This window comes from Methylophaga sp. UBA2012 (genome assembly GCF_002335235.1).
Classification (GTDB): Bacteria; Pseudomonadota; Gammaproteobacteria; order Nitrosococcales; family Methylophagaceae; genus Methylophaga; species Methylophaga thalassica.
The window spans coordinates 234,550-249,748 of record NZ_DDCG01000014.1; the positions used below are offsets into that span (position 1 = coordinate 234,550).

A 15,199-nucleotide genomic window follows, 5' to 3' on the forward strand; every position below is an offset into this window, starting at 1 on the left:
TTTTCTCTGATCTAATTAAATGTTATTTAATAATGCTTACTGTACTGGGCTAAAGCGGTTTATTTTTTCAATAAATCAGCATGTAAAACAGACAAGGATGAATTTATGGAATATGTGTTGGTGAAGTATCTGCACCTGCTGGGTGTGTTTGTTTTGTTTTCAACCTTGGTCATTGAGCATGTGTTAGTTAAACCAGAAATGTCGAATGCTGATCTTAAAAAGATCTCAGCTATTGATTTAATCTACGGGCTTTCGGTTCTGGTGGTTCTTACAGCCGGTTTGTCACTTTGGTTTCTGGTCGGTAAGCCGTCTGGGTTTTATTCTTCAAATCCTGTTTTTCACATAAAAGTCGGTCTGTTTCTGCTGATTGGATTACTTTCCATCTATCCAACGGCATTTTTCCTGAAAAACAGAAAATCATCAGCATCAGTCATTGTTGTTCCTAAAGCTGTTGCGATGTTTATTCGTGTTGAGCTGTTGTTTCTGGTGCTTATACCGTTACTCGCCGTCTTAATGGCTCAAGGCTATGGACTCACGTAAGAACTCACTTGAAGCTATCCAATCATACTTTCCAGGTTATCGATTAAGGTGGTTCGTCAGAGTTTATTGGCCTTGCTATATTCTTCAATAAACTCATTAATAAGGAATTCAACATCTTCATTCAGTTCGTCGATATCCGCGATATCTTTCACATAACGGCCCCAGACAAACCCATCTTTGTTGTAGCTTTTTCCATCAACGCTGTATTGCATTGTGCGATTGAAATCCAGGTAAAGCAGATATTCCCCCGCATGCTCTTCGACACGCAAAAATAACTGAGCATCATCACGTGGGCTTTGCTGAATATTGGCCTGAGATAATTGATTATCAATAATGGCCTCAAACTCGCCCTGATCCACACCATCCGGTTCAACGGTATACACCACATACACTTGCTGTGGATTATCTATTTCCAGCCCCGTTCCCGTTTTTGCCATCACAAGCGAAGTCTGCAAAATGAGACTCACCAAGAACAGAAGAGGCAGCCAGCGTTGGATGGTGTAGTTAGTCATATAGGCTCTCAACATCAAGTTTTTTTACTGAGTTAATAGTTGATTTTGATAATAACAGAGCCTGTCACTCTTGCGTTTTAAAACATTGATTTAGCATTGCGTTATCAATTATTCCGATTCTGTTATCTGTCCTGTTACATCGATATATATATCTATAAGCTATCGGCTCTCCATAAGAATTGAGTGGTTGTTTTTTATGAATACTGTATGGATGTCGGCATTAAGAGTATCCATCATATACGTGATTATTGGAGTGATATGGATAATTACGTCTGACAAGGCTCTTTCATATTTTTTTGTTGATAAACAAAGCATTATTGAGTTGCAAACCTTTAAGGGTTGGTTTTTCATCATCGCAACGGGTTTTATTCTTTTCTGCCTTGTTTATCACCAGTTGAAGAATATGAATGAGGCTGAAGAGCGTTTACGCTATGCGCTGAATGCTTCTGGTGATGGCGTTTGGGACTGGGATGTGCCTTCAAGCAAGGTGTGGTACTCCAAGCAGCTGCAAACAATGCTTGGCTATGCCGATGGGGAATTCAGTAACAGCCTTGATGAATGGTCGAGTCGTGTTCATCCGGATGATCTGGCATTGGTGATGGAAGATTTACAGCGTTACCTTGATGGTAAAACAGATTGTTATATCAATGAGCACCGCATACGCTGTAAAAATGGGCATTACAAGTGGATTCGTGATAGTGGACTGGTGATTACTCGTGATGAACATGGGAAACCTATACGCCTTGTCGGCACACACGCTGACATAACCACCCGTAAAGAAGCAGATGAAAAACTCAAGCTGGCCAATACGGTATTTATCCATGCTTATGAAGGGATTTTAGTCACTGATACTGATAATAAGATTATCGAAGTCAATGACGCTTTCACTAGAATCACGGGCTACAGCAGAGAAGATGTTATCGGCAAGAGCCCTAAACTCCTTCAGTCAGGTAAGCATTCTCCAACGTTCTATGAAGAGATGTGGCATTCAATTAAGACGGAAGGCTATTGGTCTGGTGAGGTCTCAAACAGACACAAAAATGGACAGCCATTTATAGAAATGCTGACGATCAGTGAAATCCGTGATGCAGATGGTAACGCCGTTAACTATGTGGCCTTGTTTTCAGACATCACACATATTCGTGCACAACAGATAGCACTTGAGCGACTGGCAAGTTATGACCCATTAACCTCACTGCCCAACCGTATCTTACTGGCTGATCGTCTCAAGCAATCCATGGCACATTGCCAACGTCATCAACAGTTATTGGCGGTGGCCTTTATTGATTTAGATGGCTTTAAGCAGGTCAATGACACTTATGGCCATGAAGTCGGCGATAAACTTCTGGTCACTATTTCTAATCGTATGAAAGCGGCGTTACGAGAGGGCGATACCCTTGCTAGGATTGGTGGGGATGAATTTATCGCCGTACTCACCGAGCTGAATGTGTTTGAAGACTGTGAATCGGTGATTGAGCGTCTGTTAACGGCATCCTCTGAGCCTATTTCTATTGATGATAAAACCTTTTCAGTGTCTGCCAGTATCGGGGTGACGTTATTTCCAGAAGACAGTGTGGATGCCGACATTCTCATGCGTCACGCTGATCATGCTATGTATACAGCTAAGCAGTTGGGTAAAAATCGCTATCACCTATTTGATGTGAATCAGGATGATGCCATCAGATCACATAGAAAACAGTTGTTGCATATCGAACGAGCTTTGGAAAACGATGAATTTGTCATGCACTTCCAACCCATCGTCAATATGAGAACGGGCTCGGTGATTGGTTTAGAGGCTCTACTTCGCTGGCAGTCACCTAAGGAAGGCTTGTTGCCACCAGGTGCGTTTTTGCCCTACATAGAAAACAATCCTATCAGTGTTAATTTGGGTGAATGGGTTATCCATGCAGTCTTGAAACAAATCAGCCAGTGGCAAGCTGAGCAGGCCACTATGCCAGATATGATCAGTATTAATATTTCAGCTCTACAGATTGAGCAGACTAATTTTGCTGATAGATTAGCCTCTCTGCTGAAAGCTTATCCTGAAGTAGACCCGCATAAAATTGAACTGGAAATTTTAGAAACCAGTGCCTTAGAAGACATCCAGAATGTATCAAATACAATGAATGCCTGCGCCCAGCTTGGTGTGAAATTCGCAATTGATGATTTTGGGACAGGCTATTCATCACTGACATACCTCAAGCATTTACCAGCGGAAATCATCAAAATAGATCAAAGCTTTGTACGTGACATGCTGATTGACGAAGATGATCTGGCTATTGTGAAAGGCGTTATCGGCCTGGCAAATGCCTTCCAGCGCGGTGTAATAGCAGAAGGTGTTGAGTCTGCCGAACATGGAAAAGCGTTATTAGAGCTGGGCTGTGAGTTAGCCCAGGGCTTTGGTATTGCCAAACCGATGCCAGCAGAGCTGATACCCGAATGGATAGCGGGTTGGAAACCACAGTGGTAAGGTTGTTTAGACGAATGAGTACTGTTTGATTTACCAGCTTAGCTTCGGATCGATACATTGATAGATCTGGCCCAAACTCTGTTTAGTATCGAGTAGCTCATGGGCCAGTCTCGCCACTTCTTTTCGGTGAATTAAACCATGGACTTCTTGATGTTGTGAGAGCTGGCCGGTGTGAGTGATATCACCGTCTTTCAGACCGCCAGGAGGCAGAATGGTGTAATCAAGCGTACTGGTTTGTAGCCAGGACTCCGCCAGTGATTTCTCTCTTGCGGCTGCCCCAAAGCCTTGTTTAGAACGTTCGGACAAATACTGCCATGAGTCGCCACAACCCAGTGATGTCACCAATAGAAAGCGTTTAATACCGTGGGTTTCCAATGCATTAATCAAGTAGCGATGACCGATATAATCCACTGGCACGTCAGCACGGTAACTGCCCATGGTTGATATTACCCAAGCCTCTTTTGGCAAGCTGGAAACCGTCTGTTCTACCTGCGATTGAATCGTGGCATCACAACTTAGCGACTGTAATTTCAGTTCAGCTAATCGTGGATTTTTAGACGGATCTCTGGCTACAGCTATTACTTGAAGACCTTGATCATGAAAATACTCCACCATGGCAGCGCCTAAACCACTGGCGGCACCGAAGATAACAACCGTTTGCATACTTTCTCCTAGTCTGAACAGGTGATCAGTGTCTATTTATTACGGAAGAAATACCAGTGACCCTAGCGTATCAATCCGGTAGAAATAATATAGAAAAAGTCATGACCACTTAACAATCTCGGCATCAGCCAAGCTGAAGGCGCCTTAGATTAAAACAGAAAATAAACATGTTGGGGTTAAGCGAGAGTGATTAATAAAACAATACTAGATTTAACATCATCAGGAGTAGGTATGAGAGAAAGAGTGACAATGCTGGTTCTAGCATGTCTGACGTTGATAGCTGTGAGTCATAATGCGTTTGCCGAATCGCAGCAACAGAGAGACCTGAATGGGTTTTGGGTGGAAACATCAGGCAGAGGGGTATTGGCGATTGAGGGCGATACAGCCACTTTTTCTCCAAAGGGTGATTGGCAGGCGGATGACCGATATCAGGTCGAGCTTAATGGAAATAAATTTACGCTGATGCCAAACAAAGACAGTGTCACATTTCATAAAGCAATGACCACCACGATTGACTGGAACGAGCCAGTGCTTAGCCTCAATAATAATCGCTATACATTTATTCCTGCACCAGAGATCAAAGCCGCTGAGCTGGATGGTTACTGGGCTGAAGAAACCAAAAAAGGGAATACGCTGGAAATACGGGCGATGCAGTACAAAAATCAGGCGAGTCGCTATGATTTCTATTGGTGGAAGGTCAATACTGGCTATGCCAGTTATCAACAAGGTGTCGATAAGGATGTACCGTTAAACATCGTCAATGGCTTTGTTTTTACGAACCCCAACTTGTCTGATGCCTATCGTCATTACGCGATAAAACGTGAGGGCGATACTATTTATTATGTCGATAGTAATGGTGCAAGGTGGTCAGAAACAAAAACCAAGAAGCTCAGAGAGTATCAACCACCCAAAGGTTTCAGAGATATGACGGCGGTAGTCAATCAATACCAGTGATCTTTTCCTCGGGTTGATTTGAACGGTATTCGTTATTGATGTTGAAGTATGAAATTAGCCAAACTTTTTGAGTCAGTGGTTTACTTCAGTACTTTAACCTTCATCAATACATTTGCGAGCGTTTCACCTTACAGTTTGTCTTAACAGTGAGTTCACAAGACAGTAGGTGAAATATCCGTATGAATGATCCGAGCGAAGCATCTGACAGCGAGCAATCGTTTATGTCAGATCAGAGTCAGATAAATCAGGTTACTGATGAACAGCCTGTAAACATGTCATCCAAAAGGCTTCTACGTGGCTGGTTACTTTTTGCTTTGTTATCACTCTTGCTTGTCCTGCTCACTGTTCGTGACGACTTACGACAAAATGCTATTGATAGTAGTGAACAGGCTGTTGATTACATCGCCTTCGAACTATTGGGCTGGTCACCGCGAGAGCTATTTATACGGCGTTTACGGGTGGCAGGATTATTAGATAGCCCACTAGGCCAACGCTGGATACATGCAGTTGACTTGACCAGTAAGAAACCAATACAAGCAGGTGATCAATATCGCACTAATGACACTTTTGAAGAAGATGAAGTTGAAGCTCATATTTATCAGGTGACGCTAGAGCGGGGCGAAAAGCTGATATGGCAACTCGCACGACTGGATAAGGCTGACAGTCTTTTATATGCCAGCCTGGAACGACGCAAAACAAATAACGAAGAATGGACTACTGTCACCGATCTTGATGCTAATAGTGAGACTAAGAGTCGTGTTATCTCAGCAGCAGGCGATTATCGTATTGTGTTACAACCCGAGTTATTTGCCAAAGTCGACTATTCCTTAGCCATGGCTACAGGTGGTTCATTACCTTTTCCGGTTGAAGGTGCCAGGCAGCGTGATATTGGCAGTGTCTTTGGTGACCCGCGTGATGGCGGTGCTAGAAAACATCACGGCGTTGATATTTTTGCTAAAAAGGGCACACCGGTTACTGCCGTCATTGATGGGTATGCCCGTACTGGAACCGGAGGCTTGGGTGGCAAACATATCTGGTTATCAGGTGGAATGTTTGGTTTGGGCAGTGCCCGATATTACTACGCTCACCTGGATTCATTCGCTGTGGAATCTGGTGAGAAGGTCAAGAAAGGTGGGGTGATTGGTTATGTGGGTAACACCGGTAATGCCAGAACCACGCCACCCCACCTTCATTTTGGAATCTACGCTGGTGGACCTGTTGATCCTGCCCCATTTCTGAAACCAGAGCCGAGATTACCCACTGATTACTGAGGCTGAACATGATTTTCAGCCTGCTAATTGGAGTGATAGTGGGAAAAGGATAACGATTTGCTCTTTTACGTTGTATAAATTTCTTAATAGTTCGTCAGAAAGAACCAACGTTCCCTAAAGGTTCAGTACTGACTAGATAGGTTTGTCACCACTGCATTCTCAGCGTAGCTGATAGATCATGGCGTTGGTCTGAGCTGGCCCATTCCCCTTGATAACCCAGTTGGATTGATGTCAGTTCATTCATTTGCATATTCAAGCCGAGTCCCAATCTGGCTCGGTTACGGTCAAGCGCGGGACCATCCACTTGAAAGTGTGCCAGTGAAGTACCGGCAAAGTCAGCTCGCATCTGTGATTCCTTATCCATAAACTCATGCAGCCAAATGAGTTCTGCCATGGGTTCTAGATAGTAGCCGTGTTGGGTTGTTAAATGATGGCTGATACGGGCACCCATTACAGAGCGTAATGATTGTTGTTGCTCACGACTGACGCTGAGATTGGCTGCATCGGCATTTTTCTCATCAAAACTGTTTCGACTGACATAGGCATATTCCAGTCCGGTGAGCGGGGTGAGACGAGTATTGTCGGTGATGTTAATCATTCGACCTGCTTCAATGGCGAGGTTGCTGGCCCAGGCCTGGTAATCTGCTTGAGCGGTCATAGTCGATGTACCAACGCTAATACGTCGTTTACTTTCAATATCATGATAGCCAAGACCGGCGATACCGCTGGCGTAATAATTATCGTTTAATAACCATCGACCATATACAGCGGCCTGATAACTGTCTACATTAAGGCTTCCCTGGAAGACACTGGCATCGGTGCGGTTATAACCAAGAGCCAGTCCAATCGTTATGGTTTCTTCTACATAGATATCACGTCCTGCCGCGGTACCCGCCGATGTGTAATGTGCACCACTGGCATTGCTGGTGTCATCAATATCAGCATAATTACCCGTGCCACGTAACCACCAGCCGTGGTTCTGCTTTGGGTCTCCGAATAGCGTAGTTCCTGCATCGGTCATTACACCGGTGTCATTGTAGGCTAACTGTATTTGACCATTACTGGCCAGAGCGGGTGGGGTGTTGTGTAAGCGGCTGAGTAACACTCCTTGGAACTGATTCATTGACTGCAAGGCAATCAGATTACTGTGGGTGTGCTGCACACCGCTAAGTGAGTCAAAAGCTTGTCGGGCACCTTGGCTTGTTAGCGTGTTGAGGTTATTGATAATGTTACTCACACCGCTGCTGCCATTACTAACGAGAGTATCAATTGTGGTGCCGACAGCCGTTTGATTTGGTGTATTTGCAACAGATGCATAATCAGAAGAATTACGGCTCAGGTTGAGAAAAACGTTGTTTGTATCGTAAGTCAGCGTTGGCGTCAGAAAGGCGAGATTGGAGCTGATGCTATCAAACGCTGTGCCTCCCAGGCCGCCTGCTGCGGTGAGAATGGTGTAATCGGTGCTGAGATTATAATTTCCGCTTTCAGGTCGCACTAACACCGTGCCGTTGGTGAGGGTGGCTGTGGCGGTAGCATCAATCAAGTCGGAATTGCCTGCGGCATCCACTTCCACCTCATAAACACCGCCACCAGAGAAATCAACACTACCGGAGACGTTCATTGTGCCGATAGAGTTACCTGGGGTGAGAGTACCGCCACTAAGTGTGATACTACCGAACGTACCGCTGCCACCCAGCGAGCCACCTGAATTGACCGTTATACCGGAGTTGGCAATGGATCCATTCACCACAAGCAGTCCATCATTGATGATGGTGGCGCCGGAGTATGTGTTATTGCCAGACAGGGTAAGCGTTCCAGTCCCTGTTTTAGTTAAGAAACTAAAGTCAATAATTGTGCCGCTAAAAACAGTGGACGTATTGTCGCCACCAACGGTCAGTGTAAAGCCACCCGCCCCTGTATCCACATCAACAGTACCATTGCCTGCTAACGAGCCAATTGTCAGATCTGATAATGCTTCAAGCATGGCACCAGTACCAACGGTCACCGCGCTGTTGTTTCCCAATGTTCCGCCGTTATACACGACTAACTTTCCGCTACTAATATTAGTGGTGCCGGTGTAAGTGTTGTTACCACTGATATACGTTGTGCCACTGCCAATAAAATTGACGTCAGTACTTCCCGTTATTCGGATAGTATCGCCGCCCGAAGTACCGTCGTTGGTAAAAAAATAATTACTTTCATTGTGGTTGAAATTAAGTGTGGCCGTGCCTGGGCCACCATTGACTGCCGCCGCATTGAGAATGCCTGCCGCACCACCATTACCGATATTCAATGTGCCACTGCCGCTACCATATCGTCCTAATAAAACAGTCCGCGAGCCGCTGTCGACATTGACCACCCCATCATTAATGATATTCAGTGTGCCGCTGCCTGACTCGCCTAGATATAATATTTGGATGGTATTATTCCAACTGGAGCCAGCGCCATCCACGGTTACTGTTCCCTCACCGCCTGCAGTCCTGCCGATGGAACCGAAGGCGTTGCTGACCGTACCGCCATTAAGGATATTAAGCGTGCCGTTTCCCGAGTTGCCTACGGTTACACTGGACTGAATATTGGTCAAGTTAGAGCCCGCGCCATCTACGGTCACTGTGCCATTACTGCCAACATTCTCCCCTATAGTAACGCCCAATACGGAGTCAGCATTGAGAACTTCACCGCCATTGGTAATCGTCAGAGTACCTTCACCAGAAGATCCCACCTTCAAGTTGGCAGCTCCGTCAGCAAGCTGCCAAAGAGAGCCAATTCCGTCCACCGTCACGGCTCCGCTGCTGCCAGCATTGCCGCCAATTACGTTATTGGTATAACTCTCCAATTGACCGCCGCCAAAAATATCTAATGCTCCGTTGTTTACTTTGCCAATAACAACACTTTCCGCTATTGAGCCGGTTGTCTGTACCTGTGCGGTGCCGCCATTATCAACAAAGACAAAGTCACCCACATCTGGAACAATTGAACCGAAGCCATTAGACCAGTTGCTGTCGTTTTCCCAGTCGCCAGTGCCAGCGACCCAATTTAAATCAGCAGATACAGCTGGCATAGCTATTATCAATGTCGCCAATAATGTGATGGCCGTTTTATGTGAGCCGCTGAGTCCTTTGTTTGATAGTGGGAGGATTTCAGATATAGGAATCGAGTTGATGAAAGCTGATTGACTGATAAACCGATAGTGTCGGTCCATGGCAGATTACCTGTGAGTGAACAAATTGGTTCACGTTACGCACTTGAGAGCAGATCGACTATCCGATTTTCGCAAACGCTGTCATCACCTTGTTAATATCGATCACGTTTAAGTTTTATCCAGGTTAGTGACGAAGTGCATATTTGCATATAGGGTATCTATTCTGAACTTTCGCAGTGATAAGGACGCGTATGCAAAAGATACTGACATGGTTAGGACGACGAGAAATCGCTTTTTGGATCGTGTTGTTGCTGATATCTGGCTCAATGTGGTTGTTTATGGAAGTGGCCGATGAAGTGACAGAGGGCGAAACGCTCGCCATGGATGAAAAGATTCTGCTGTCATTGCGTAACCCAGATAATCCTGAAGATCTGCTTGGGCCTCCCTGGTTGGAGCAAGTCGGTAAGGACATCACGGCATTGGGCGGAAACACCGTTCTTACCTTGCTCAGTGTCTGGGTGATGATTTTTTTATTACTGATTCATAAACGTAAACTGGCCCTTGTGGTGCTGTTGGCTACTGGTGGTGCATTACTCGCCAGCTTTATGCTGAAAAGCGGCTTTGATCGAGCCCGACCTGATTTGGTCACGCATGCGACCTTAGTTTATACATCAAGCTTTCCCAGTGGGCACTCTATGCTGTCAGCCAGTACCTATCTCACACTTGGTGCCTTGCTTGCACAGTTCCAGACAAGTTGGCGAGTTAAGTTGCTGATCATCTGCACCTCTGTGTTACTGACCTTACTGGTGGGTATCAGCCGAGTTTATTTAGGTGTGCATTGGCCGACTGATGTGGTGGCTGGCTGGACGGTTGGCTCGGCGTGGGCACTAATGTGTTGGTATCTGTCACGTCAGTTTGTTCATGAAAAAATCGACAGTGAACCAGTGAGTCAGCACATTGATTAACTCAACTGGCTACCAGTTGCTGGCACGAATGGGCTACGCCGCGAGAGGCATTATTTATCTCACTATTGGCGCATTGGCATTTCTATCCGTACTTGGTTTGGGAGATGAAGAAGCCAGCAGCAAAGGCGCTATTCTTAATTTAAAGCATCAGCCATTTGGTAAGGCGTTATTAGTGATTCTTGTTGTCGGATTGGTGGGTTACGTTATTTGGCGCTTGACTCAAGGCATCAAAGATACGGATGAACACGGCCCTTCGTGGAAGGGCATGATGATACGAACGGGGTTGATTGTCAGTGCCATCACTCACAGCATTCTTTGCTATTGGACCGTCACCTTACTGCTGACCTATCAAGATGATTCCTCAGGACAGACTGCATCTTATAACCTAACGGAATATCTGGGATCAGAGATCACCGCCTTAGTCTTTGGTTTTATTGGTGTGGTGTTGGTCGGTGTAGGGATTGCCCACTTAATTAAAGGTTTTACAGCTCGGTTTGAGAAATACATGGCGATGCCAGATACGCATTATGGCTGGATGACAAAAGTCTGCCAGTTTGGCTTAATTTCAAGAGGGGTGGTTTGGTGCATTATTGGCTGGATTATTCTGCGTTCGGCATTTATCTCTGGCACCAGTGAAAATAAAGGCATTGGCGATGCGCTTGAATGGCTACGTACAACGCCATTTGGCAGCACGCTCACCATGATAATTGCCATCGGTTTATTTGCCTTTGGTCTTTATAGTTTGCTTGAAGCCATATATCGCCGAATCGAGAATGAAGCGACTTAAATACAGGGAATACGTTATGCAGCATGCCTTGATTTTGATTAACCCCCACAGCCGAAATGGCAGTGAAGAGGGTTTGGAAAAAGCCATACAACATCTGGAATCTGCTGGTATCGAAGTCTCTGCTAAGGAAACCGAAAGCGAGTCTCACTTGGTGAAGCTCATTGAAAATTATGAACGTGACGATGGCGTGGTAGTGCTTGCTGGTGGTGATGGCACGATTAGTACGGCACTCGAAGCAATCTACAAGTATCAACGTACCATGGCAATTCTCCCGATGGGAACAGCCAATGACTTGGCGCGATCGCTGGGGGTGTCAGAAGATTTATCCGCAGCCGCACAAGTTATTATTGACGGAAAACGCGAACGTATCAGTCTGGGCAAGGTGAATAATCACTTCTTTGTGAATGTCGCACACATCGGGCTGGGCGTGGATGTGACACGTGAACTGACCTCCGATAGCAAGAAATGGTTTGGTGTGTTTGCTTATTTAGGTGCCTTTTTCAAAGCAATCAAACAAAACAAAAGCTTTAAAGTGGCTATCAAAACAGATGACTGGCAATGCTCAACACGGGTGATTCATCTTGCCGTGGGCAATGGTCGATATTACGGTGGGGGTAATATTGTTGATCAGCGATCAACCTTATTAAACGGTCAGCTTCACCTGTTTTTTATCAAGCCGAGACCCTGGTGGCGGTTGTTATTATTGGGGCCGAATTTACGTCTGGGAGCGGAGGATAATGAGCATCATATCGTGCGTCAATCTGCCCAAAAATTTAGCATTCACACCTCGAAACCCAAGGAGCTGGAAGCCGATGGCGAGTCTAAAACCTCAACCCCTGCCGAATTTGAAATCATCCCTGATGCGATAGACGCACTTGTCGGGGACATACCTACCGATTCTGGAGCCGATTAATATGTCGATAATACGAACAGATGCCCAGGCTGATGCCCTGGAAATTCTCAAATTAATCATACAAACAGCTGACTTCTACCGTGCGATGGGTGAGCAATTATCAGCAGAAAATATCCAACACTCACTGTTTGTTATTGCAGATGAACGCGAGACGTTTATCGAGTCATTTCAACACGTCATTAAAGAACTGGGCGACCTGCCATCGACACCAGATGCCGATAGAGAATGGATCGAAGAAATAGGTGGAAAATTAACCCAACTTTTTGCTGACGACCCTAAACGTGCCATTGAAAATAAATGCCTTGAAAAGGACGAGCTACTCGTCAACCTCGTGAAAACCACCACACTGGGCCAACACTCGACAGATATCAAACGACAACTAGAGGCACTCAATCAACATTTGAAAAGTTCAAAAGCGCGTTTAGCTGGAGATTAGAGTAGAACGCTACAGTTTGATATTAAAGCTGAACCCGAGGATGACAATATGCCGACACTATTTTTCACCCTTTGCAAAAAACTGTTGGCCATATAATTCTCTAAATAAAAAACGACTTTCATTAATAATCAACGTGTTAGACTTTCCGAAAATGAATTATAAGGCCGCCTGTTTAATATTTATTATGAGGCCTGTGGCCTCATAAAACATGCTGTTATCCATCAAGGAAGCATGGGAGTGAGTTTTGACACTAAAAACGATAACGATCGAAAACGTTAAGGGAATTTCTCATCAGCAGTTTGAGCTCGACATCATTCCCAATAAGCCATCGCTGTTAGTAGCGCCCAATGGCTTTGGAAAAAGTTCTTTCGCAACTGCTTTTGCTTCCTTGAACGCAGCAAGACTCAAGTTGCCCACTGAAAGTCTTCATCGCGGAACTGAAGGAAACAAACCTCGGTTGACTATGGTCGTTGAAACTGCCGGGGCGACAGAAACACTTGTTGCAGATGAAAACTCAAATCAGATTTTGGCAAAATTCGATGTCCACGTTCTAAGCAGTCGTTTACGAGCTAAAGCCACAAAACGGAATATGGGGGGATTCACCTCGGTTTCGGCGTCTCTAGAAATAGATCAAGTTGTCCTTGTTGATCGAATTCCTCAAAAAGTGCAATTTGGGTATAGCCTTGCAGAATGTCGGAAGTCGTTTGGAAAGAACGGAAAAATCCTTAAGAGCATCGACGCTGTTTTGGGTGAGCACAACATGGCCGATAAGCTATTGCAGCTTGAGCCCGAAATCAAAAAACTTTCAGGTGTCCGTAATCAGAAGGCGTTGAATGATGCCGCAGGTAAGATTAATGCCCAAACTGGCACGACTGATCAGATTCTGAATTGGTCGTTAGCCAACGTAGAGGCCGATTTGGAGTCAATCCAGCCTATCAGGCTTGTCGCTGACGCACTGACCAATTTTAACAAAAGCCTTCCGACGCGATTAGACAAGCTGTTAGGCGCATTTCAACTATTTCAACTGCATGCCAGGGATAGGAGTAAGTTCATAAGCGCATGCAGGTACAGCAATTATCTAGCAGAAAAGAATAGCCATGAATCAATCATTAGATCCTTTGACACGACGTGGAAAGATATCAAGCCAAAAGAGCATAAGGGAAAGCTTGTGGTTGATTTTCCATTGGCGGTTGATATCTCAAACGGACAACGTGACTCACTAAGCTTTGCGGCGTGGTTGCAAAAAGTCTCGGCTGCTCCTGCTTCTCGCGACTGCATAGTTATTATCGACGAGGTCTTTGATTATTTAGACGATGCCAATTTGGTGGCGGTTCAGTACTACATCTCCAATTTGATTAAAGAGAAGAAATCAATCGCCGGTCGCGTTTACCCTTTAATTCTGACGCACCTGAACCCGCTATACTTCAAAAATTTCACGTTTAAAGACCAGAAAGTATACTTCCTCAAGAAGTACCAGCCTTCAATAAACGATCATTTCAAAAAACTCATCCTTAAGCGCTCAGATCCATCCATCAAGCCGCGGGTGGATCGGCATCACCTGCATTTCGAGCCATCTGCTGTTAACTTGAGGAACGAATTCAAGGCGCTAGGGCTTAAGGAAACCTGGGGAGAATCGGCTATATTTCATGCCCACCTTGAGTCGGAATGGAAAAAGTATCTGGCAAATCAAGATGATTATGACCCTTTTGCTATTTGCTGCCACGCAAGAGTGAGGATAGAGGAAAGGGTTTATATGAAACTGCCGGATCTTGGCGTCAAAGCGAATTTTTTGAATGAGAATGGCACAAGAAAAAAGTTGGAGCTGGCAGAGTCAAGTGGAGTGTCGGTTGACGACGCGATGTATCTCTTAGGTGTTATCTACAACGAAGGGATGCACATTAGGGAACATGTTGATAACAGCAGTCCCATTGTTGCAAAGTTGGAAAATTTGACGATTCGAAAAATGCTCATTGAGTGTGTTGATGGCTAACAAAGCGTTGCACCGGACAAGCCGGTGAACGCGGCGTTAAGTTTCACAAGTAGGAATATCGTGGAAGACGAAAAAAACTGGAAGTTAAAACTAAGGTATGAAAAAGAAACTACACCTTATAAGCATTTTACTGCTTTAGGTGATGGGCAGGTTGGCGACCTGGCTGATGGCTTTGAGTGTCAAAAAGGCCCAGCAATAATGGCAATAAAAACCTGGGCAACTGATGCGGATGAGTCTGCTGATATGCTTAGAGTTATCGGTGCTCAAATAGGATTCGAGGCTACAGGCGAAATTCAGATATACGAAACAGAGCCTGAGCAAGCACCAAAAGACAATCCTTTTGGCTATGACATTAATTTTACACCGTATGACGAATAGTAAAAAACTTAACAAAGCCAAGTACAGTAGCCCAATGCAAAAAGCTGCATTGGGCTGGACCTCGCTATCGCTCAGCCCGTGTTGGCATCGTTAGAGTTCATAATGAAAAAATTTCTGCCTATTTTTATTCTCTCAACAATTATTTCTGGCTGCGAAATCAATAGGGTCAGAGTCTGTA

13 protein-coding genes are annotated in these 15,199 nt (G+C 45.0%); 10 read left to right on the forward strand and 3 right to left on the reverse strand.

Annotation, left to right across the window (positions count from 1 at the left end; all coding sequences use genetic code 11):
• Positions 1 to 105: 105 nt before the first annotated feature.
• A complete protein-coding gene (locus B2248_RS11775) occupies positions 106 to 540 on the forward strand; it encodes a DUF2214 family protein (RefSeq protein WP_273179443.1) in 435 nt (144 codons plus the stop codon).
• A gap of 56 nt (positions 541 to 596) precedes the next feature.
• Here the strand turns inward: B2248_RS11775 and B2248_RS11780 are convergent, their stop codons facing one another.
• Positions 597 to 1,052: a hypothetical protein gene (locus B2248_RS11780; RefSeq protein ID WP_273179445.1), complete on the reverse strand. Its 456-nt coding sequence runs from the start codon at positions 1,050 to 1,052 to the stop codon at positions 597 to 599.
• Positions 1,053 to 1,248: 196 nt separating this feature from the next.
• On the opposite strand from B2248_RS11780, the gene B2248_RS11785 reads away from it, so the two are divergent.
• Positions 1,249 to 3,522, forward strand: coding sequence for a bifunctional diguanylate cyclase/phosphodiesterase (locus B2248_RS11785; protein ID WP_273179448.1), 2,274 nt, complete (start codon positions 1,249 to 1,251; stop codon positions 3,520 to 3,522).
• Positions 3,523 to 3,552: 30 nt separating this feature from the next.
• Here the strand turns inward: B2248_RS11785 and B2248_RS11790 are convergent, their stop codons facing one another.
• Complete coding sequence (locus B2248_RS11790) at positions 3,553 to 4,185, reverse strand: SDR family NAD(P)-dependent oxidoreductase (protein WP_273179449.1); 633 nt, start codon at positions 4,183 to 4,185, stop codon at positions 3,553 to 3,555.
• A 231-nt stretch (positions 4,186 to 4,416) separates the two neighbouring features.
• On the opposite strand from B2248_RS11790, the gene B2248_RS11795 reads away from it, so the two are divergent.
• Both B2248_RS11795 and B2248_RS11800 read left to right on the forward strand, forming a co-directional pair.
• Positions 4,417 to 5,139 carry a hypothetical protein gene (locus B2248_RS11795; RefSeq protein ID WP_273179450.1) on the forward strand — a complete coding sequence of 241 codons (723 nt, stop codon included), beginning with the start codon at positions 4,417 to 4,419 and terminating at the stop codon, positions 5,137 to 5,139.
• A 179-nt stretch (positions 5,140 to 5,318) separates the two neighbouring features.
• Complete coding sequence (locus B2248_RS11800) at positions 5,319 to 6,410, forward strand: M23 family metallopeptidase (protein WP_273179452.1); 1,092 nt, start codon at positions 5,319 to 5,321, stop codon at positions 6,408 to 6,410.
• Between the two features lie 145 nt (positions 6,411 to 6,555).
• On the opposite strand, the gene B2248_RS11805 is transcribed toward B2248_RS11800, so the two are convergent.
• Positions 6,556 to 9,612: an autotransporter outer membrane beta-barrel domain-containing protein gene (locus B2248_RS11805; RefSeq protein ID WP_273179454.1), complete on the reverse strand. Its 3,057-nt coding sequence runs from the start codon at positions 9,610 to 9,612 to the stop codon at positions 6,556 to 6,558.
• Positions 9,613 to 9,803: 191 nt separating this feature from the next.
• On the opposite strand from B2248_RS11805, the gene B2248_RS14745 reads away from it, so the two are divergent.
• The 6 genes from B2248_RS14745 (at position 9,804) to B2248_RS11835 (ending at position 15,021) form a co-directional block, all read left to right on the forward strand.
• Positions 9,804 to 10,517, forward strand: coding sequence for a phosphatase PAP2 family protein (locus B2248_RS14745; protein ID WP_337955146.1), 714 nt, complete (start codon positions 9,804 to 9,806; stop codon positions 10,515 to 10,517).
• Positions 10,510 to 11,304 carry a DUF1206 domain-containing protein gene (locus tag B2248_RS11815; protein ID WP_273179455.1) on the forward strand — a complete coding sequence of 265 codons (795 nt, stop codon included), beginning with the start codon at positions 10,510 to 10,512 and terminating at the stop codon, positions 11,302 to 11,304. The genes B2248_RS14745 and B2248_RS11815 overlap by 8 nt, the downstream gene beginning before the upstream one ends.
• A 16-nt stretch (positions 11,305 to 11,320) precedes the next feature.
• The gene (locus B2248_RS11820) at positions 11,321 to 12,217 is read left to right on the forward strand and encodes a lipid kinase (RefSeq protein WP_273179457.1); all 897 of its coding nucleotides are present in this window, start codon (positions 11,321 to 11,323) and stop codon (positions 12,215 to 12,217) included.
• A 1-nt stretch (position 12,218) separates the two neighbouring features.
• Positions 12,219 to 12,653 carry a hypothetical protein gene (locus B2248_RS11825; RefSeq protein ID WP_273179459.1) on the forward strand — a complete coding sequence of 145 codons (435 nt, stop codon included), beginning with the start codon at positions 12,219 to 12,221 and terminating at the stop codon, positions 12,651 to 12,653.
• Between the two features lie 244 nt (positions 12,654 to 12,897).
• The gene (locus tag B2248_RS11830) at positions 12,898 to 14,643 is read left to right on the forward strand and encodes a hypothetical protein (RefSeq protein WP_273179462.1); all 1,746 of its coding nucleotides are present in this window, start codon (positions 12,898 to 12,900) and stop codon (positions 14,641 to 14,643) included.
• A gap of 60 nt (positions 14,644 to 14,703) precedes the next feature.
• Entirely contained in the window at positions 14,704 to 15,021 is a 318-nt protein-coding gene (locus tag B2248_RS11835) for a hypothetical protein (RefSeq protein WP_273179464.1), read from the forward strand.
• Positions 15,022 to 15,199 lie beyond the last annotated feature (178 nt).